Source organism: Pseudomonas fluorescens (assembly GCF_902497895.1).
Lineage (GTDB): Bacteria > Pseudomonadota > Gammaproteobacteria > Pseudomonadales > Pseudomonadaceae > Aquipseudomonas > Aquipseudomonas fluorescens_BP.
Genome location: NZ_CABVHQ010000010.1, coordinates 22,960 through 42,132, shown reverse-complemented (window position 1 = coordinate 42,132; position 19,173 = coordinate 22,960). Strand labels below are relative to the sequence as shown.

General features: G+C 58.6%; 16 protein-coding genes and 1 pseudogene. 14 read left to right on the top strand and 3 right to left on the bottom strand.

The window, feature by feature from the left end; translation table 11 throughout:
* Positions 1 to 16: 16 nt before the first annotated feature.
* The 11 genes from ffh (at position 17) to F8N21_RS07340 (ending at position 10,807) form a co-directional block, all read left to right on the top strand.
* Positions 17 to 1,393 (top strand): signal recognition particle protein, encoded by a 1,377-nt coding sequence (gene ffh, locus F8N21_RS07390; RefSeq protein ID WP_150641496.1) that lies wholly within the window; start codon positions 17 to 19, stop codon positions 1,391 to 1,393.
* A gap of 251 nt (positions 1,394 to 1,644) precedes the next feature.
* On the top strand, positions 1,645 to 1,896 hold the full coding sequence (rpsP, locus tag F8N21_RS07385; RefSeq protein ID WP_025854836.1) for a 30S ribosomal protein S16: 252 nt from the start codon (positions 1,645 to 1,647) through the stop codon (positions 1,894 to 1,896).
* Between the two features lie 5 nt (positions 1,897 to 1,901).
* Positions 1,902 to 2,441: a ribosome maturation factor RimM gene (gene rimM / locus F8N21_RS07380; protein WP_150641495.1), complete on the top strand. Its 540-nt coding sequence runs from the start codon at positions 1,902 to 1,904 to the stop codon at positions 2,439 to 2,441.
* A complete protein-coding gene (gene trmD / locus F8N21_RS07375; protein ID WP_191624234.1) occupies positions 2,423 to 3,196 on the top strand; it encodes a tRNA (guanosine(37)-N1)-methyltransferase TrmD in 774 nt (257 codons plus the stop codon). Before rimM ends, trmD begins: the two co-directional genes overlap by 19 nt.
* A 45-nt stretch (positions 3,197 to 3,241) precedes the next feature.
* Complete coding sequence (gene rplS, locus F8N21_RS07370; protein ID WP_003175895.1) at positions 3,242 to 3,592, top strand: 50S ribosomal protein L19; 351 nt, start codon at positions 3,242 to 3,244, stop codon at positions 3,590 to 3,592.
* A gap of 326 nt (positions 3,593 to 3,918) precedes the next feature.
* Positions 3,919 to 4,815 (top strand): site-specific tyrosine recombinase XerD, encoded by an 897-nt coding sequence (gene xerD, locus F8N21_RS07365; RefSeq protein ID WP_150641493.1) that lies wholly within the window; start codon positions 3,919 to 3,921, stop codon positions 4,813 to 4,815.
* Positions 4,816 to 5,133: 318 nt separating this feature from the next.
* Positions 5,134 to 5,865, top strand: coding sequence for a thioredoxin fold domain-containing protein (locus tag F8N21_RS07360; protein ID WP_150641492.1), 732 nt, complete (start codon positions 5,134 to 5,136; stop codon positions 5,863 to 5,865).
* A gap of 136 nt (positions 5,866 to 6,001) precedes the next feature.
* Positions 6,002 to 7,306 (top strand): homoserine dehydrogenase, encoded by a 1,305-nt coding sequence (locus F8N21_RS07355; RefSeq protein WP_150641491.1) that lies wholly within the window; start codon positions 6,002 to 6,004, stop codon positions 7,304 to 7,306.
* Between the two features lie 150 nt (positions 7,307 to 7,456).
* Positions 7,457 to 8,866, top strand: a complete 1,410-nt coding sequence (gene thrC, locus F8N21_RS07350) for a threonine synthase (protein ID WP_150641490.1) — start codon at positions 7,457 to 7,459, stop codon at positions 8,864 to 8,866.
* Between the two features lie 119 nt (positions 8,867 to 8,985).
* Positions 8,986 to 10,347 (top strand): transporter substrate-binding domain-containing protein, encoded by a 1,362-nt coding sequence (locus tag F8N21_RS07345; RefSeq protein WP_150641489.1) that lies wholly within the window; start codon positions 8,986 to 8,988, stop codon positions 10,345 to 10,347.
* A 172-nt stretch (positions 10,348 to 10,519) separates the two neighbouring features.
* Complete coding sequence (locus F8N21_RS07340; RefSeq protein WP_150641488.1) at positions 10,520 to 10,807, top strand: DUF3509 domain-containing protein; 288 nt, start codon at positions 10,520 to 10,522, stop codon at positions 10,805 to 10,807.
* A gap of 167 nt (positions 10,808 to 10,974) precedes the next feature.
* On the opposite strand, the gene F8N21_RS07335 is transcribed toward F8N21_RS07340, so the two are convergent.
* Together F8N21_RS07335 and F8N21_RS07330 are read right to left on the bottom strand one after the other, a co-directional pair.
* Positions 10,975 to 11,844, bottom strand: a complete 870-nt coding sequence (locus tag F8N21_RS07335) for a TIGR02285 family protein (protein ID WP_224788180.1) — start codon at positions 11,842 to 11,844, stop codon at positions 10,975 to 10,977.
* Positions 11,845 to 11,860: 16 nt separating this feature from the next.
* The gene (locus F8N21_RS07330; protein ID WP_150641487.1) at positions 11,861 to 13,060 is read right to left on the bottom strand and encodes a CaiB/BaiF CoA transferase family protein; all 1,200 of its coding nucleotides are present in this window, start codon (positions 13,058 to 13,060) and stop codon (positions 11,861 to 11,863) included.
* A 149-nt stretch (positions 13,061 to 13,209) separates the two neighbouring features.
* On the opposite strand from F8N21_RS07330, the gene F8N21_RS07325 reads away from it, so the two are divergent.
* From F8N21_RS07325 to F8N21_RS07315, 3 genes and pseudogenes are all read left to right on the top strand, one after another.
* Positions 13,210 to 13,752: a YaeQ family protein gene (locus F8N21_RS07325; RefSeq protein ID WP_150641486.1), complete on the top strand. Its 543-nt coding sequence runs from the start codon at positions 13,210 to 13,212 to the stop codon at positions 13,750 to 13,752.
* A gap of 67 nt (positions 13,753 to 13,819) precedes the next feature.
* Positions 13,820 to 15,529 (top strand): annotated as a pseudogene (gene recJ, locus F8N21_RS07320) (single-stranded-DNA-specific exonuclease RecJ).
* Positions 15,530 to 15,925: 396 nt separating this feature from the next.
* Positions 15,926 to 17,032 carry an NADH:flavin oxidoreductase/NADH oxidase gene (locus F8N21_RS07315; RefSeq protein ID WP_150641485.1) on the top strand — a complete coding sequence of 369 codons (1,107 nt, stop codon included), beginning with the start codon at positions 15,926 to 15,928 and terminating at the stop codon, positions 17,030 to 17,032.
* Between the two features lie 129 nt (positions 17,033 to 17,161).
* Here F8N21_RS07315 and F8N21_RS07310 read toward each other — a convergent pair whose 3' ends face one another.
* Entirely contained in the window at positions 17,162 to 18,787 is a 1,626-nt protein-coding gene (locus tag F8N21_RS07310) for a glucan biosynthesis protein D (protein WP_150641484.1), read from the bottom strand.
* Positions 18,788 to 19,173 lie beyond the last annotated feature (386 nt).

Below are 19,173 nucleotides of genomic sequence, written 5' to 3'. Positions count from 1 at the left end.
CCTGAAAGGATCGCGCATGTTTGAAAACCTAACCGACCGTCTCTCGCAGACGCTGCGCCATGTCACCGGCAAGGCCAAGCTGACCGAGGACAATATCAAAGACACCCTGCGCGAAGTGCGCATGGCGTTGCTCGAAGCCGACGTCGCCTTGCCGGTGGTCAAAGACTTCGTCCATGCGGTCAAGGAACGCGCTGTCGGCACCGAGGTGTCGCGCAGCCTGACGCCGGGCCAGGCCTTCGTGAAGATCGTTCAGGCCGAGCTCGAAAGCCTGATGGGCGCGGCCAACGAAGACCTGAATCTGAGCGCCGTGCCGCCAGCCGTGGTGTTGATGGCTGGTCTGCAGGGTGCGGGTAAAACCACCACTGTCGGTAAACTTGCGCGTTTCCTCAAAGAGCGCAAGAAGAAGAGCGTGATGGTGGTGTCGGCGGACGTCTACCGTCCGGCGGCGATCAAACAGCTGGAAATGCTCGCCGGTGAAGTCGGCGTAACCTTCTTCCCGTCCGATCTCAGCCAGAAGCCGGTGGCGATCGCTGAAGCGGCGATCAAGGAAGCCCGACTCAAATTCATCGACGTGGTCATCGTCGATACCGCCGGTCGTCTGCACATCGACGCCGAGATGATGGGCGAGATTCAGGCCCTGCACGCGGCGATCAAACCGGTCGAAACACTGTTCGTGGTCGACGCCATGACCGGCCAGGATGCCGCCAACACGGCCAAGGCCTTTGGCGATGCGCTGCCGCTGACCGGGGTGATCCTGACCAAGGTCGACGGTGACGCCCGTGGCGGTGCCGCGCTGTCGGTTCGCGCAATCACCGGCAAGCCGATCAAGTTCATCGGTATGGGCGAGAAGAGCGATGCGCTCGAACCGTTCCACCCGGAGCGGATTGCTTCGCGTATTCTTGGCATGGGCGACGTGCTCAGCCTTATCGAGCAGGCCGAACAGACCCTCGATAAAGACAAAGCCGACAAGCTGGCGAAAAAGCTCAAGAAAGGTAAAGGCTTCGATCTCGAAGACTTCCGCGATCAACTGCAACAAATGAAGAACATGGGCGGCCTCGGCGGCCTGATGGACAAGCTGCCGAACATCGGCGGAGTGAATCTGGCGCAGATGGGCAATGCCCAGGGCGCGGCAGAGAAACAGTTCAAGCAGATGGAAGCCATCATCAACTCCATGACCCCGGCCGAGCGCCGCGACCCTGAGTTGATCAGCGGTTCGCGCAAACGTCGGATTGCCATGGGTTCCGGCACTCAGGTGCAGGACATCGGTCGCTTGATCAAGCAGCACAAGCAGATGCAGAAGATGATGAAGAAATTCTCCGCCAAAGGCGGAATGGCGAAAATGATGCGCGGCATGGGCGGAATGTTGCCCGGCGGCGGCATGCCGAAAAGGTAAAAGTTTTCGCGTCGACAGTCATGTCGGCGCTGCCCCACACGGACGTGGGATCTCCAGCAAACCCGCGCTTGGCGGGAGCTGACCTGCCGTTGTTCGCAACGGCTCTATAGCAAATCTTGATGGCATGCCGATAGGCGCCGGAAAAAGACATTTGCAAAAGTCCGGATATTCCTTAGAATATGCGGCCTTTCGGGCACCTATGCCCGCTGTGCATTTAGATTTGCAGCACCGACTACAGGAACGATGTTCACATGCTAACAATCCGTCTTGCCCTTGGCGGCTCCAAAAAGCGCCCGTTTTACCACTTGACCGTGACCGACAGCCGCAATCCACGCGACGGTTCGCACAAAGAACAAGTGGGTTTCTTCAACCCGATCGCTCGTGGTCAAGAAGTCCGCCTGTCCGTGAACCAAGAGCGCGTAGCCTACTGGCTGAGCGTTGGTGCACAACCTTCTGAGCGTGTTGCTCAGTTGTTGAAGGATTCGGCTAAGGCCGCGGCCTGAGCAATATGAACGCGACGCCTGCCATTGCTGATGATTTGATCGTTATCGGCAAGATTTACTCCATTCATGGCGTTCGCGGCGAGGTGAAGGTCTTTTCCTTTACCGATCCGGTTGGAAACCTGTTGGATTACAAGACCTGGACGCTCAAGCGCGAAGGCGATGTACGACAGGTAGAGCTGGTCAGCGGCCGTGTACATAACGGCAAGTTTCTGGTCACAAAGCTCAAGGGTCTCGATGACCGTGAAGAAGCTCGTCTTCTGGCCGGTTTCGAAATCTGCGTGCCGCGTAACCTGTTTCCTGATCTGACCGACGGCGAGTACTACTGGTACCAGCTGGAAGGCCTCAAGGTCATTGACCAGCTCGGGCAATTGCTCGGGAAGATCGATCACCTGCTGGAGACCGGCTCGAATGATGTAATGGTGGTCAAGCCTTGCGCTGGCAGCCTGGATGATCGCGAACGCCTGTTGCCCTATACCGGGCAATGCGTGTTGAACGTCGACCTGGCAGCGGGCGAGATGAGGGTGGAATGGGATGCGGACTTCTAAGCGTGGCTAATTTGCGCGTAGAAGTGATCAGTTTGTTTCCCGAGATGTTCTCCGCCATCAGCGAGTACGGCATCACCAGTCGTGCGGTGAAACAGGGGCTCTTGCAGCTGACCTGTTGGAATCCGCGAGACTACACGACGGATCGACATCACACTGTGGACGATCGCCCATTTGGCGGTGGTCCGGGCATGGTGATGAAGATCAAGCCCCTGGAGGATGCTCTGGTTCAGGCCAGGCAGGCAGCCGGGGAGGCGGCGAAGGTCATTTACCTGTCGCCCCAAGGCCGTCGATTGACTCAGTCGGCGGTACGCGAGTTGGCGAATGAGGAAGCATTAATCCTGATTGCCGGCCGCTATGAAGGCATTGACGAGCGATTTATTGAAGCTCATGTCGATGAAGAGTGGTCAATTGGCGACTATGTACTGTCCGGTGGCGAGCTGCCGGCGATGGTCCTGATAGATGCGGTTACACGACTGCTGCCTGGAGCTTTAGGGCATGCGGACTCCGCCGAGGAAGATTCCTTTACGGATGGTCTGCTGGATTGCCCGCATTACACCCGACCGGAGGTGTATGCGGATCAGCGTGTTCCCGACGTGTTGCTTAGTGGCAACCACGCACATATCCGGCGTTGGCGTTTACAGCAGTCCCTTGGTCGGACCTCTGAACGACGCGCCGATCTTCTGGAAAGCCGCTCGCTTTCTGGAGAAGAGAAGAAGCTGCTCGAGGAATACATCCGCGAGCGGGACGATAGTTAACAACGTATCGATGGTAGATCCGACGATTTACCTTAGGAGCACAGCATGACTAACAAAATCATTCTTGCACTCGAAGCAGAGCAGATGACCAAAGAGATCCCTACCTTTGCCCCGGGCGACACTATTGTCGTTCAGGTGAAAGTGAAGGAAGGCGACCGTTCGCGTCTGCAAGCGTTCGAAGGCGTAGTAATCGCCAAGCGTAACCGTGGTGTGAACAGTGCTTTCACCGTTCGTAAAATCTCCAACGGTGTTGGCGTAGAGCGTACTTTCCAGACCTACAGCCCGCAAATCGACAGCATGGCCGTTAAACGTCGCGGTGACGTACGTAAAGCCAAGCTGTACTACCTGCGTGACCTGTCCGGTAAAGCAGCTCGCATCAAGGAAAAACTGGCTTAAGTCCAGCTTTTTCGATGCAAAAAAAGGCAGCCTGCGGGCTGCCTTTTTGTTGCCCGGTTTTTGTCTTTTTCGATCCCTGGCGACGTTACCCAGAGATTTTCAGCGCGCGCGAGATCAAAAGATCGCAGCCTTCGGCAGCTCCTACGCTGACCGTGTTCACTAGTTGTTGCGTCGATCCCCCCGTAGGAGCTGCCGCAGGCTGCGATCTTTTGATCTTGGGGCAGCCCCCTGTTCCTTGAAATAGCCGGCTATGAAAGACTAGTGACAATAATCCCGGTTCACTGCCTATTCACCCGCGGCCTTGAGCTTGCGAATCCTGAGTGCTCATGCCTGCCATCGACCATCCCCTGATAGACCAGTTTCTCGATGCCTTGTGGCTGGAGAAAGGCCTTGCCGAAAACACCCGTGACGCCTATCGCAGTGATCTGGCGCTGTTCAACGGCTGGCTGCAGGAACAGGGCCTTGAGTTGATCAATGCCGGTCGCGAGCTGATTCTCGATCACCTCGCCTGGCGTCTGGAGCAAGCTTATAAACCGCGCTCCACTGCACGTTTTCTCTCCGGAGTACGGGGCTTTTATCGGTACTTGCTGCGGGAAAAGCTGATTGCGCTCGATCCGACCTTGCAGATCGATATGCCGCAGCTGGGCAGGCCGTTGCCCAAATCCTTGTCTGAAGCCGATGTCGAAGCGCTGCTGGCGGCGCCGGATCTGAGTGAGGTCATCGGTCAACGAGATCGCGCCATGCTCGAAGTGCTGTATGCCTGTGGTTTGCGGGTGACTGAACTGATCAGCCTGACCCTGGAGCAAGTCAATCTGCGTCAGGGCGTGCTGCGAGTGATGGGCAAGGGCAGCAAGGAGCGGTTAGTGCCGATGGGCGAGGAGGCGATCGTCTGGGTCGAGCGGTATATGCGCGACGCTCGCGACGAGCTGCTGGGCGGGCGCCCCAGCGATGTGCTGTTCCCCAGCCAGCGGGGCGAGCAGATGACCCGGCAAACGTTCTGGCACCGGATCAAGCACCAGGCAAAGGTCGCCGGGATCGGCAAATCCCTGTCTCCGCATACCTTGCGCCATGCCTTTGCCACCCATTTGCTCAATCACGGCGCTGATCTGCGGGTGGTGCAGATGCTGCTCGGCCACAGCGATCTGTCGACCACCCAGATCTACACCCACGTCGCCCGTGCACGGCTGCAAGACCTGCACGCCAAGCACCATCCGCGCGGCTGACTGGATATTGAAATGATGCGACCTGTAGCAGCTGCCGCAGGCTGCGTTCGGCTGCGCAGCAGTCGTAAATCCTGTACGCACGGGTTAATTGAAACACCGCAGCGCCTGATTTCACGACTGCTGCGCAGCCGAACGCAGGCTTCGCCAGCTGCTACGAAAAGCGGATCTGCGTTGATCGGCAGGTGTCTTGCATCAGCCACATTCGGCCCCGCAAGGCTTATGTGGTAGGCTTTGCCGGTTTGCACAGTGGGCGGCTAGAACCCGATGTTTCGGTACCGGCGTTCCAACCGTCCCATTTGTCCGCCTTCAGGAGTTCCCATGCGCGTGACCCAGATTTTCGCCGCCGCAGCCATTGCGTTGGTCAGTACCTTTGCGGTGGCCGATCAGGCCGCCGAGCAAGCTATTCGCAAGAGCCTCGATAACCTGCAACTCGAAGTGCCAGTCGATACCATTACTGCCAGCCCGTTGGCCGGCTTGTATGAAGTCAAACTCAAAGGCAGCCGAGTGCTGTACGCCAGTGCCGATGGCCAGTTCGTCATGCAGGGTTACATGTTCCAGCTCAAGGACGGCAAGCCGATCAACCTGACCGAAAAAACCGAGCGTCTGGGCGTTTCCAAGTTGATTAACGGCATCCCGGTCGCTGAAACTGTGGTTTATCCGGCCATCGGCGAAACCAAGTCGCACATCACGGTATTCACCGACACCACTTGCCCGTACTGCCACAAGCTGCATGCCGAAGTGCCTGAGCTGAACAAAATGGGTATCGAGGTGCGTTACGTCGCTTTCCCGCGTCAGGGCCTGGGTTCGCCGGGTGACGAGCAGCTGCAAGCGGTCTGGTGCTCGAAAGACAGGAAAGCGGCCATGGACAAGATGGTCGACGGCACAGAAATCAAGGCCGCCAAATGCGCCAATCCGGTTTCCAAACAGTTTGAAATCGGTCAGTCCATTGGTGTAAACGGTACACCGGCTATCGTTTTGGCCGATGGCCAAGTGATTCCGGGCTATCAGCCTGCGCCACAAGTCGCCAAACTGGCACTGGGTGCGAAATAATCCTGCATCGTCACGCTAAGCCGTTGACGATCATGGTGCGGTGACAGCGGTCGTCGTTCCATTAATAGAGAGCCGCGCGTTGTGCGGCTGTTTTCCACGGCCGACCTTGAGTCGGCCGTTTCATGGGGAGTTCAGAGTGAATCCGGTCAAAGTAGGCATCTGTGGGTTAGGTACCGTCGGTGGCGGCACCTTCAACGTACTTCAGCGTAACGCCGAGGAGATTGCTCGCCGTGCCGGGCGTGGAATCGAAGTGGCACAAATTGCCATGCGTACGCCAAACCCCCTGTGCGAGATTACCGGTACCCCCATTACCAACGATGTCTTCGCCGTCGCGACCAACCCTGAAATCGATATCGTCATCGAGCTGATCGGTGGTTACACCGTCGCCCGTGAACTGGTGCTCAAGGCGATCGAGAACGGCAAGCACGTGGTCACCGCGAACAAGGCGCTGATCGCCGTTCACGGCAACGAAATTTTCGCCAAGGCTCGTGAGAAGGGCGTGATCGTCGCCTTCGAAGCGGCCGTGGCCGGTGGCATTCCGGTGATCAAGGCAATTCGTGAAGGTCTGTCGGCGAATCGCATCAACTGGGTCGCCGGGATCATCAACGGCACCGGCAACTTCATCCTCACCGAGATGCGTGAAAAAGGCCGGACCTTCGAAGACGTGCTGGCCGAGGCGCAAGCCCTGGGTTACGCCGAAGCCGATCCGACCTTCGACGTGGAAGGCATCGATGCGGCCCACAAGCTGACGATCCTGGCGTCCATTGCCTTCGGTATCCCGCTGCAATTCGACAAGGCCTACACCGAAGGCATCACCAAGCTGGCCACTGCCGACGTGAACTACGCCGAAGCCCTGGGCTATCGCATCAAGCACCTGGGTGTGGCACGCAGCACAGCGAGCGGTATCGAACTGCGTGTACATCCGACGCTGATCCCGGCCGATCGGCTGATCGCCAACGTCAACGGTGTGATGAACGCGGTCATGGTCAACGGCGACGCCGCGGGCTCGACCCTGTTCTACGGTGCCGGTGCCGGCATGGAGCCCACGGCTTCCTCGGTGATCGCCGATCTGGTGGACGTGGTTCGCGCCATGACCTCGGATCCGGAAAACCGCGTCCCGCACCTGGCCTTCCAGCCGGACTCGCTGTCGGCCCATCCGATCCTGCCGATCGAAGCTTGCGAAAGTGCCTACTACCTGCGTATCCAGGCCAAGGACCATCCGGGTGTATTGGCCCAGGTCGCGAGTATCCTGTCGGAGCGTGGCATCAACATCGAATCGATCATGCAGAAAGAAGTCGAGGAACACGACGGCCTGGTGCCGATGATCCTGCTGGTCCACCGTGTGCTGGAACAGCGCATGAATGATGCGATCACTGCCCTGGAAGCGTTGCAGGATGTGGTCGGTCCGGTCGTACGGATCCGCGTCGAGCACTTGAACTGAGGCAGCTGCAAGCTTCTAGCTACAAGCTGCAAGTAAAAGCAATCAACACAGCGGCAAGCTTCAAACTTCAAGCTGCAAGTAAGAGCCGAGTCGCTTTTGTCTTGCAGCTTGTAGCTTGTAGCTTACAGCCCAAACCGAAGGTTTGATCTTATGCGCTATATCAGTACCCGCGGCCAGGCACCGGCCCTGAATTTCGAAGAAGTCCTGTTGGCTGGTCTGGCCAGCGATGGCGGCCTGTACGTGCCGGAAAACCTGCCACGTTTCACCCAGGAAGAAATCGCTTCCTGGGCTGGTCTGCCGTACCACGAACTGGCCTACCGGGTGATGCGCCCGTTCGTTACCGGCAGTATTCCGGATGCCGATTTCAAAAAGATTCTTGAAGAAACCTACGCAGTGTTCTCCCACGATGCCGTGGCGCCGTTGCGTCAGCTGAACGGCAACGAATGGGTGCTTGAACTGTTCCATGGCCCAACCCTGGCGTTCAAGGACTTTGCCCTGCAACTGCTGGGTCGCCTGCTCGATTACGTGCTGGAAAAACGCGGTGAACGGGTGGTCATCATCGGTGCCACTTCCGGTGATACCGGTTCGGCGGCAATCGAGGGCTGCAAGCACTGCGAAAACGTCGATATCTTCATCCTGCACCCGCATAACCGCGTGTCCGAGGTTCAGCGTCGGCAGATGACGACCCTCTTCGGCGAGAACATCCACAACATCGCCATCGAAGGCAACTTCGATGACTGCCAGGAAATGGTCAAGGCCAGCTTCGCCGACCAGAGCTTCCTCAAGGGCACGCGCCTGGTCGCGGTAAACTCGATCAACTGGGCGCGGATCATGGCCCAGATCGTTTACTACTTCCATGCATCCCTGCAGCTGGGCGGTCCGGCCCGTTCGGTATCGTTCTCGGTGCCGACCGGCAACTTCGGCGATATTTTCGCCGGCTACCTGGCACGCAACATGGGTCTGCCGATCAATCAATTGATCGTCGCCACCAACCGTAACGACATCCTGCACCGCTTCATGAGTGGCAATCAGTACGTCAAGCAAACCCTGCACGCGACCCTGTCGCCATCGATGGACATCATGGTCTCGTCGAACTTCGAACGCCTGTTGTTCGATATGCACGGTCGCAATGGCGCTGCACTGGCCGACCTGATGGAAACCTTCAAGCAGGGCGGCGGTTTCAGCGTCGACGACGAGCGCTGGACCGAAACGCGCAAGCTGTTCGATTCGCTGGCGGTCGATGATGCGCAAACCTGCGAAACCATCGCTGAAGTCTTCGCCCAAAGCGGCGAGTTGCTCGATCCGCATACGGCCATCGGCGTCAAGGCTGCGCGTGAATGCCGTCGCAGCCTGGACATCCCGATGGTGATTCTGGGAACGGCTCACCCGGTCAAGTTTCCTGAAGCCGTGGAAAAAGCCGGCGTAGGAAAAGCCCTTGAACTGCCGGCTCATCTTTCTGATTTGTTCGAGCGAGATGAACGCTGCACTGTGTTGGCCAATGACCTGAAAGCTGTGCAGGCCTTTGTCAGTCAGCATGGCAACCGCGGAAAACCTCTTTGATTGACTAGATCTGTCACAAATTGAAGCCCGTCTCCTGACGGGCTTTCTCATTTCTGCGTGCCACACTTGTCGTAGTTTCGCCATTGAAGGACGGACGAGTGGCTGTGAAGGGAGTGGTAATGCAGTTTTTTATCAGGTTCAAACCAGGCCTGTGCCGGTGGTTGTTTTTCGCAGCGATGGCTTTCGGCCATCCAGCCCTGGCGGTTCACGGCGGATCGTTTGCCCCCGAAACCTCTATCGCCGACAAAAGGCCAAGGCTTGATGCAGCAGAGCTGGAATGGATCCGTGAACACCCTCAAGTCATAGTGGCCTCATTGCAATATCCGCTGTATCTGTTCAAGGACAAGCGCGGGCAGTGGGCCGGATGGAACAGCGATATCCTCAAGCGCATTTCATCGCTGACGGGTTTGCAGTTCATCCATGAGGAAACCTTTTCCAACGCTCAGATGCTTGAGCTGCTGGAAAGCGGCAAGGCGGACATGAGCACCACCCTTGCGGTCAATGACGAGCGCAAAGCGTTTCTAAGTTTCAGCCATGCCTTTGGAGGATCGGGCTGGGTCTTCGTGATCCGGGCAGACGATTCCCCATGGATTTCCCTGGAACAGCTTGCGGGGAGGGTTCTGGCGCTACCGGAACGACATGCTTTGGAGGCCGGCATCAAAGCTGACTATCCGGATATTCGTCTGCGCTTGGTCAAGACCTATGCCGAAGCCCGGGCCCTGGTCGAAAGTGGCGAGGCGGATGTGACTATCGAGAACGAGACGGGCGCGCAGTTATATCCGCGAGGACAACTCAAGGTGGGAAGCCGTGTCGAAGGCAAATGGGCGTCCGATCATTTGGCTATACGTAAAAGCCAGCCACAGTTGTTGAGTATCCTCAACAAGGCTCTTGATGCGTTCACCGCCGCCGAGTTGCAGGCTATTCGCCAGAAGTGGGTGGGCAGCATCACGCCTGCAGCTCCGGCCTCTTTGTGGCAACGCGTTTCGCGCTGGGTGTGTTGGGGCGCGGTTATCGCCATGGTGTCTGGATTGATTTCCCTGGTCTGGAATCGTCGGCTCAAGCTTCAGGTGCAACAGCGTCTAAAGGTCGAAAGACAACTCAAGGATCAACTGGCTTTTGAACAAGTGCTGCTCAATGCCTTTCCCGATCCGGTTTTTGTCCGCGATCTGCAAGCGCGCCTGGTCATGTGCAACAAAAGCTATGAAGAGAGGTTGTCGGTTCGCCAGGATCAGATTCAGGGGCGCCGTTTGACAGAGGTCGATGTCTTTCCCAGGGAGACCGCCGAGCAGCTGCATGGGGAGCTCATGGAGCAGTTGAAAACGCAAAAAACCAGGTTCGTCAATCGACAGTTGAGGCTCAAGACCGGTGTGATGAATGTCTATCAGTGGACGGTCCCGTTCTACAGTGCCGAGGGGCAGTTGCGGGGATTGCTGGGTGGCTGGATCGATTTCAATGAGCGCAAAGAGTCTGACGCCGATTGACGCGGGACAGCAGTTTTCTTTTTGTCATCTTTCACCGGCATGCTCTACCCATTCACATTGATGGGGCGCGCTTTCGGTCGACCTGACGAACTTTCTTCACGGGCCAGTGGTCATTTACTGTGGACACACGCCCTTAGGCACTTTGTTTTCGGACTATTGAGTGGTGATCGAGATGGAAAGTATCAGCCTGTTACTGGGGGAGGCGTTGAGTCCCTATCACGTAGCCCTGACCCCGTCGGGTGCCCATGGCGAATGCCTGGTGACCTTGAAGAATGCCGCCGGGGCCATTGTGGTCGAGCGGGAGTTCAATCAGGCCCAGTTGACCGACCAGCGTTCGCTGACAGATGTCGTCGACGGCCTGCATCGTGACGTGTTGATCGCCGAAGGGCGCCTCGAACCCTGTGTTATTGCCGCGTTGCGCAATGCAGCACAGGGCAAGGCGCTCGCCAGGAACAATTGATTTTTTGTATTTGGGGAACCTTAATGCCGTCGGGGCAGTCAGATTTTATACAACAGGATCAAGCATTGTGCTCCGGTGCTTGTAGCTTGTTGTACTGGTCTTAATTGGCCACGTTTAACCCCGAGTCGTCTCCCCACTTCTCGGGGTTTCTTTTTGTCTGGCGTTTGTCATTGCTCCGATGAGCCCTGGAAAAATGCCTTGGTGTCTTCCAGATAATCGCGACGCATCTGTGGATCAAGCCACGCAGCATAGAATCCGCTCAGTGTGTCTTGACGCAAATTACCCAAGGCCCTGTTGATGCGGGTGATGGCTTGATGCCCTGGTGCGGTATCCGAGCAACCGACATGGATCGACTGGTATTTTTCCGTGCCTTTGATTGGGTAGAACGCCAGCTCAGCGGGTGATATGCCTTGCTGTTGCGCCTGGTAACGGATTTCCGGCCAATAGCCCAGTAACGCGGTCAGACGGCCCAGACGCTGCATTTGCAACAGGCTACCCAGAGCGTCATTGCCATAGTGCGTCGTCAATGCTTCGGCCGCTGCCCGTTGCAGCAGGTCGTCCACCGGTTGACCATAGCTGCGCTCGGCAATCACCCCGAGTTTCTTGCCGCCAGCGGTCAGCAGTGAGGCCAGGTCGACTTTACCGTCGCTAATGAACGGCGCCAGGGTCGCGCGGTCTTGAAGGCGCACCGCCAGGCCGTTGCTGATGATCCTGAGGCTCGTTATCGAATACACGATCCGCTGCGCACGCTCCTTATTCCAGATCAGCGAAGGATCGCAGGTGAATGAGGGGGCACGGAGCATTTGCATGCCGCGCGCTCGGTTGACCCGCACAATCTGGTGCTCGTACTCCGGCAGGCTGGCGATCAGGAGCGGAATCAATTGATCGATCGCCCCCCGGCCTTTTTGCGGTCCCTCGAAAATCGTCAAGGGCGGCAAGTCGCGCAACAACCAAGTCAGCGTCTCCTTGGCCTGAGCGGCCCCTGGCACTGCCAGCAGGCACGCCAGCAACGGAAAAATGTTCAACAAGCGAATCAAAGACAAGCACCTCAGCTTAGATAGCCCCGACTACACGCAGGCGGGCGATTTGCTCGGCGTCGTAGCCAAGCTCGTTGAGCACCTGCGCGTTATGTTCGCCGAGCTGTGGCCCGACCCACTCGGATGTGCCCGGGGTATCCGAGAGTTTCGGTACGATACCCGGCATCTTGAAGGCTTTGCCATCGGGCAGTTTGGCCTGCAGGAACATTTCACGGGCGAGAAATTGCGGATCGCTGAGCATGTCTTCAGCGCTGAAGATCCGGCTGGCGGGTACTTCGGCCAGGTTCAATTGCTCGATCACCGCGTCCAGTGGCAATGAACTGACCCAGCGATCGATCACCCCGTATAGTTCATCGCGCCGGCCGTCGCGCCCATCATTGCTGCCCAGGGTCGGATCTTCAGCCAGATCCGTGCGACCGATCGCCTGCATGAAGCGCTTGAAGATGGCGTCGCCATTGGCGCCGATCTGCACGTGCTTGCCGTCGGCGCTGGTGTGGATGGAGGAGGGTGTGATCCCGGGCATGATGTTACCGGTGCGCTCACGGATAAAGCCGAAGACGTCGAACTCCGGAACCATGCTTTCCATCATGGCGAAGATCGCTTCATACAGCGCGACGTCCACCACCTGCCCCTGACCGCCATTGACCTCTCGGTGACGCAGCGCCATCAGCGCGCCAATCACGCCCCAGAGCGCGGCAATCGAGTCACCGATGGAAATGCCAGTGCGTACCGGTGGCCGGTCCTCGAAGCCGGTGATGTAGCGCAAGCCGCCCATGGATTCGCCGACCGCGCCAAAACCCGGTTGATCCTTCATCGGCCCGGTCTGACCGAAACCGGAGAGGCGCACCATCACCAGTTTCGGGTTCAGCGCATGTAAAACCTCCCAGCCGAGGCCGAGCTTTTCCAGCACGCCGGGGCGGAAGTTTTCGATGAGGATGTCGGCTTCACTGAGCAGCTGTTTGAGAATCGCCAGCCCGTCCGGGTGTTTCAGGTTCAAGGTCAGGGATTTCTTGTTGCGCGCCTGGACGAACCACCACAGCGAAGTCCCTTCATAGAGCTTGCGCCATTTGCGCAACGGATCGCCGCCGTCCGGGGATTCGACCTTGATCACCTCGGCGCCGAATTCGCCGCAGATGCGCGATGCGAATGGCCCGGCGATCAAGGTGCCGAGTTCGATGACTTTAACCCCGGCAAGCGGTTTGGCGGTGAGCGGCATGGGAAATCCTGTAAGACAAACGGCTGAACGGAGAGAGGGTTTTAACATAGCCCGGCGGTCCGGCTAAAGGTTGATGAGTGTCGGGATTCGTTGATTGGCCTGCGCATCGGTTAGACTTGCCGCCTTTCCTCGTATCAAGAAGCCCGTTCATGGCCCAGCCGTCCACGACCTACAAGTTTGAACTGAACCTTACTGACCTCGATCGTGGGGTATACCAAAGCGTCAAGCAGACCATCGCCCGCCATCCTTCGGAAACCGAAGAACGGATGACCGTGCGCCTGTTGGCCTACGCCTTTTGGTACAACGAGCAGCTGTCCTTTGGTCGCGGTCTGTCAGAAGTAGACGAACCCGCCCTGTGGGAAAAAAGCCTGGATGACCGTGTCCTGCACTGGATCGAAGTCGGCCAGCCGGACGCCGATCGCCTGACCTGGTGCTCGCGTCGTACCGAACGCACCAGTTTGCTGGCCTATGGCAGCCTGCGGGTCTGGGAAACCAAAGTGATCCCGGCGGTGAAAAACCTGAAAAACGTCAACATCGCCGCGGTGCCGCAAGAGATTCTGGAAGTGCTGGCCAAAGACATGCCGCGGGTCATCAAGTGGGACGTGATGATCAGCGAAGGCACGATTTTCGTCACCGACGATCGCGGTCAGCACGAAGTCCAGCTGCAGTGGCTGACCGGCGAGCGCGGCTGATTCTTCGCCTTTCGTCTGCATCACCTGTGTTTGATCCCATCTCCTGAAGAGTAGAATCCCTCGTCCCATGCGTATCGAACCCCGCCTGTTGCCCGCTGTCCTGCCGTTTCTCGGTGACCTGCCACCGTTGTTGACCCGTCTCTACGCGGCCCGTGGCGTGCAGTCGGAGGCTGAACTGGACAAGAGCCTGGCGCGCCTGATCCCGTATCAGCAACTCAAGGGTATCGACGCGGCCGTGGATTTGCTGGTGCTGGCGCTGGAACAGCGTCAACGCATCCTGATCGTCGGTGACTTCGACGCCGATGGCGCGACCGCCAGTACGGTCGGCCTGCTCGGTCTACGCCTGCTGGGTGCCGCTCACGTCGACTATCTGGTGCCCAATCGTTTCGAATACGGTTACGGCCTGACCCCGGAAATTGTCGCGGTCGCCCTGCAGCGCAAACCGCAGCTGCTGATCACCGTCGACAACGGCATCTCCAGCGTCGAAGGTGTGGCAGCGGCGAAAGCGGCGGGGCTGACCGTACTGGTCACCGACCACCACGTGCCGGGTCACGAGTTGCCGGCGGCGGACGCCATCGTCAACCCGAATCAACCGGGTTGCGAGTTTCCGAGCAAGGCCCTGGCCGGGGTCGGAGTGATCTTTTACGTACTGATGGCGTTGCGCGCGCGTCTGCGCAGCCTGGGCCGGTACGACAGCAAGCCGCAGCCGAACATCGGTGAGCTGCTGGATCTGGTGGCGCTGGGCAGTGTCGCCGACGTGGTACCACTGGATGCCAACAACCGGATTCTGGTGCACCAGGGGCTTGAGCGGATTCGCGCGTGACGTGCACGGCCAGGTCTCAAAGCGATCCTGGAAGTCGCCAAGCGCGATCACTCGCGAATCACCTCCACCGACCTGGGCTTTATCATTGGCCCGCGTCTGAACGCAGCAGGGCGCCTGGATGACATGAGCCTGGGCATCGAATGCCTGCTCAGCGAAGATATGGCCTCAGCGCGGGAAATGGCGACCCAGCTCGATGAACTGAACCAGCACCGCAAATCCATCGAACAAGGCATGCAGCGCGAAGCCCTGGCCCAGCTCAAGGACTTACCGCTGGAATCGATGCCGTTCGGCCTGTGCCTGTTCGAAGCCGATTGGCACCAGGGGGTCATCGGGATCCTCGCTTCGCGTATGAAAGAGCGCTACCACCGCCCGACCATTGCGTTTGCCGATGCGGGTGAAGGCATGCTCAAAGGCTCGGCGCGTTCGGTGCCGGGTTTCCATATCCGCGACGCACTGGATGCGGTGGCGGCGAAACATCCGGAATTGATCAGCAAGTTTGGTGGCCACGCCATGGCGGCCGGACTGTCGTTGCCGGAGCAGAATTTTCCGGCGTTTGCCGAGGCCTTCGACGCTGAAGTCCGTCGCCAACTGCGTGAGGAAGACCTGACCGGGCGGCTGCTCTCGGACGGTACGCTGGCGGTCGAAGAGTTCCACCTGGAACTGGCCCGGGCCTTGCGCCACGCGGGTCCCTGGGGGCAGCACTTCCCCGAACCGCTGTTTCATGGAGTGTTTCAGCTGGTCGAGCAGCGCATCGTCGGCGAGCGACACTTGAAAGTGGTGCTCAAAAGTGAATGCGGTTCGCTGAAACTCGACGGTATCGCGTTCGGCATCGATCGCGACATCTGGCCGAACCCGACCATTCGCTGGGTCGAGCTGGCTTACAAACTCGATCTCAACGAGTTCCGCGGCCAGGAAACCGTGCAATTGATGATTGCCCATATCGAACCGCGGTAGTTCGCGCAGCTGTTGTGGCGAGCGGGTTTGGAAACAGGAAGTCGAACACGGACTCTGTGGCGAGGGGGCTTGCCCCCGCTCGGCTGCGCAGCAGTCGTAAAACCGGCACACGAGTTCTAACTGAGGGAACTCATTGTCTGATTTCAGGACCGCTGCGCGCTCCAGCGGGGGCAAGCCCCCTCGCCACAGAGGTGTGCATCCTTTCAAATCGGGGTCTTTAGTGTTCTGAACCCCCCCCTCATCCCCCGTTGTCGACTAGGCTCTAAGCACTGCTTGATTGGCCTTGTGACATCTTGTCAATTTTTTGCCCGCGGGGGCGGGTGCTGCATCCTTCCAGTCACTCGTCGACTATTCAAACAGAACCCTGGAGCCTGACCATAAATAGAGAGGTGCCCCATGAGTCTGCTGCTTGAACCCTACACCATTCGTCAATTGACGCTGCTCAACCGCATCGCGGTCTCGCCGATGTGCCAATACTCCAGCGCCGATGGGCTGGCCAATGACTGGCATCTTGTTCACCTCGGCAGTCGCGCCGTAGGCGGTGCCGGGCTGGTCTTTACCGAGGCCACGGCGGTTACCGCCGAGGGGCGGATCACCGCTCAGGATCTCGGCCTGTGGAACGATGAACAGATCGAACCGCTGCAACGCATCACTCGCTTTATCACCGCCCAAGGCGCCGTAGCCGGTATCCAGCTGGCCCACGCCGGACGCAAGGCCAGCACCCATCGGCCGTGGCTGGGCAAACACGGCAGCGTCAAGCCGGCCGACGGTGGCTGGACCCCGGTCGGCCCGTCGCCGATTGCCTACGACCCCGAACATACTGCGCCGAAACAGCTGGATGAAGGGCAGATCGCCGGGGTCATTCAAGCGTTTGTCGATGCCGCCAAACGCGCGTTGGTTGCCGGTTTCAAAGTGGTCGAGGTCCATGCCGCCCACGGTTACCTGCTGCATCAGTTTCTGTCGCCGTTGAGCAATCAGCGTCGCGATCAATATGGGGGGTCTTTCGAGAACCGCATTCGCCTGGTGCTGCAGGTGACCGAAGCGGTGCGGGCGGTCTGGCCTGAAGAGTTGCCGCTGTTCGTGCGGGTATCGGCGACCGATTGGGTCGAAGATGGCTGGAACCCGGATGAAACCGTCGAGCTGGCGCGTCGCCTGCACGCTTTGGGGGTCGACCTGATCGATGTGTCCTCGGGCGGTACCGCGGCGAATGCCGAGATTCCCACCGGGCCGGGTTACCAGACGCGCTTTGCCGAGCGCGTGCGCAAGGAGGCGGGAATTGCCACGGGTACCGTCGGGTTGATTACCGAGCCGGCGCAGGCTGAACACATCCTGCGCACCTGTCAGGCGGACATTATCCTGCTGGCTCGCGAGCTGCTGCGCGATCCGTACTGGCCGCTGCATGCCGATGATGACCTGGGCGGGCACAAATCCATCTGGCCTGCACAGTACCAGCGGGCAACGCACCGTGATCAGCCGATCCATGAATCGGATTTGCGCGACTAAGATCAACAGATCGCAGCCTGCGGCAGCTCCTACGTACATCCGCAATATCGCAGCCATGTGCAAATCCCGTAGGAGCTGCCGCAGGCTGCGATCTTTTCGATGCCCCCTCGATGAAGGAGATGGATCAAATCAAGGGTACTTGCGCTTGTCCGGCGCCGGCGGGAAGTACTGATACAGCCAGGTCTCGCTCAACGTCCGGTCATGGGTACGGATGAACAGCCGCAACTCCACGGGAGCCACGCTATCGTCGGTGGGGTACCAGTCGAAGATCACGCGGTAACCCTTGATGTCTTCAAGCGGCAGCACGTTGAAGTCCTTTACCTGACCGTTCGACGCCGTGAGGATCGGCTCGATGCTCGTGCCCTCGGGTAGGCGCTCCAGACCGCCGCCGGTAAAGTCCACGGCAAAACGCCGCGCCCATACCTCGGGGTAATGCTCGCCCGGCGCCCAGCCTTCGATAAAACCGCCCATGCCCGAGCGTGTCGCGTTGACCCGCGCCAGCGGTGTGCTGACCGGTGGCAGGGGGCTCCAGTAGAGTTTGTAGCCGTAGTTCAGGGAGTCGCCTGCCGTGATGGTTTTTTTCGGTGTCCAGAAAGCCACGATATTATCGAGGGTTTCACCCGTGGTCGAGAGTTCCAGCAGGTTGATAGAGCCTTCACCCCAGGCGGTGGTCGGCTCGACCCAAAGACTCGGGCGGCGGTTGTACCAGTCCACGGTGTCCTGATAACTGTCGAACTCGTGATCGGTCTGGACCAGGCCAAAGCCTTTTGGATCGGTATCGGCAAAGGCATTGAACTGCAGCGTTGCCGGGTTATTCAGCGGCCGGCAGATCCACTCGCCGTTGCCGCGCCACATGGCCAGACGGTCGGAGTCGTGAATTTCTGGATGAATGGTGTCGCACATGCGCCGTTCGTGGGTGCCGCAGCTGAACATGCTGGTCATCGGTGCGATGCCCAGTTGCTCGATGGCGCTGCGCGCGTTGATATGCGCGTCAATAGTCATCACCACCTGATTGGCCTGGCAGTCGATATCAAAGCGATAGGCTCCGGTGGCGCTGGGCGAGTCGAGCAGGGCGTACACCACAAAGCGCGTGCTGTCCTTGTCCGGCGTTTCGAACCAGAACTTGGTGAAGTCGGGAAACTCCTCCTGGCGCTTGGCGTAAGTGTCGATCGCCAGCCCGCGGGCCGACAAACCGTACTGACCGTCGGGACCCATCGCGCGGAAATAGCTGGCGCCGAGGAAGGACAGCTCATCGTGCTTGTCCAGCTCCGGGGCTTTGAACAGCTGGAACCCGGCGAAACCCAGGTCACCCTTGAGCTGGTTAGTGTCGACCGTGGTTTTCTGATAGTTGAACAAAGATGGGTGAAAGTGCACTTCGCTCGACTGGCGGGTCTTGGGATCGACGCTGAACATGCGCACCGGTTGCTTGAAGCCCATACCGACATGGAAAAACCGCACGTCGAGTTGACCGTTCAGCTTGTTCCACAGCGAATGATTACCATCGTACTTGATCGCGTTGAATTGCAGCGGAGACATGTTGGCGAGCGTCGGCGGCAATACCTGCTTGGTATCCACGTAGCGGCTGCCTGCCAGTTGTTTGGCTTGAGCCTTCAAAGCCTCGAAGTCGAAGGTCTTGGCCTCGCCATCGGCGGTGTCGGTGCCGGCCCAGGCGTGGGCGGCCATTAGTCCGCTGGCTGAGAGACCGGTATAGGCGGCAATGGCCATGGAGGCTTTGAGCAGATTCCTGCGGTGCATAAGTACAACCTGTCTTGGGCGATCCCGCGCCGTTCCTGGCACGTGCTGGATCAGAAATTGAGGTTCGGACATGCCTTCGGCCAAACGCAACTGACACTAAACAGATACCAAATAGCTTAAACCGTTCGGTTGCAGATCAAAATGAATGATGGCGCCGCGTGGCGCTGCAATGAAACAAGAAATGTCGGTGAAGTTTTCCGACAGTACTTTCTGGTTTATAGGGCATTTCTGCTTTTTTTGACTAATTACTCTAAAAACCCCTGTTCAGCGTGCAGATACTTTCTATTCTTGTACTCATAACCGGCTTTGGCCCTTCAGGCCGGTGGGTTTCAGCAGAGGGTTTGCGTTACGCCGCTACTGAAAAAAAACGTTAGGGCGATGAGCTG

What these genes read in the sequence shown, in the direction of transcription:
- F8N21_RS07310 (WP_150641484.1), bottom strand. Translation starts at nt 18,787, where the DNA reads ATGCACCGCAGGAATCTGCTCAAAGCCTCCATGGCCATTGCCGCCTAT.
- trmD (WP_191624234.1), top strand. Translation starts at nt 2,423, where the DNA reads ATGGGATGCGGACTTCTAAGCGTGGCTAATTTGCGCGTAGAAGTGATC.
- F8N21_RS07325 (WP_150641486.1), top strand. Translation starts at nt 13,210, where the DNA reads ATGGCCCAGCCGTCCACGACCTACAAGTTTGAACTGAACCTTACTGAC.
- F8N21_RS07340 (WP_150641488.1), top strand. Translation starts at nt 10,520, where the DNA reads ATGGAAAGTATCAGCCTGTTACTGGGGGAGGCGTTGAGTCCCTATCAC.
- F8N21_RS07345 (WP_150641489.1), top strand. Translation starts at nt 8,986, where the DNA reads ATGCAGTTTTTTATCAGGTTCAAACCAGGCCTGTGCCGGTGGTTGTTT.
- thrC (WP_150641490.1), top strand. Translation starts at nt 7,457, where the DNA reads ATGCGCTATATCAGTACCCGCGGCCAGGCACCGGCCCTGAATTTCGAA.
- F8N21_RS07330 (WP_150641487.1), bottom strand. Translation starts at nt 13,060, where the DNA reads ATGCCGCTCACCGCCAAACCGCTTGCCGGGGTTAAAGTCATCGAACTC.
- F8N21_RS07315 (WP_150641485.1), top strand. Translation starts at nt 15,926, where the DNA reads ATGAGTCTGCTGCTTGAACCCTACACCATTCGTCAATTGACGCTGCTC.
- rplS (WP_003175895.1), top strand. Translation starts at nt 3,242, where the DNA reads ATGACTAACAAAATCATTCTTGCACTCGAAGCAGAGCAGATGACCAAA.
- F8N21_RS07360 (WP_150641492.1), top strand. Translation starts at nt 5,134, where the DNA reads ATGCGCGTGACCCAGATTTTCGCCGCCGCAGCCATTGCGTTGGTCAGT.
- xerD (WP_150641493.1), top strand. Translation starts at nt 3,919, where the DNA reads ATGCCTGCCATCGACCATCCCCTGATAGACCAGTTTCTCGATGCCTTG.
- ffh (WP_150641496.1), top strand. Translation starts at nt 17, where the DNA reads ATGTTTGAAAACCTAACCGACCGTCTCTCGCAGACGCTGCGCCATGTC.
- rimM (WP_150641495.1), top strand. Translation starts at nt 1,902, where the DNA reads ATGAACGCGACGCCTGCCATTGCTGATGATTTGATCGTTATCGGCAAG.
- rpsP (WP_025854836.1), top strand. Translation starts at nt 1,645, where the DNA reads ATGCTAACAATCCGTCTTGCCCTTGGCGGCTCCAAAAAGCGCCCGTTT.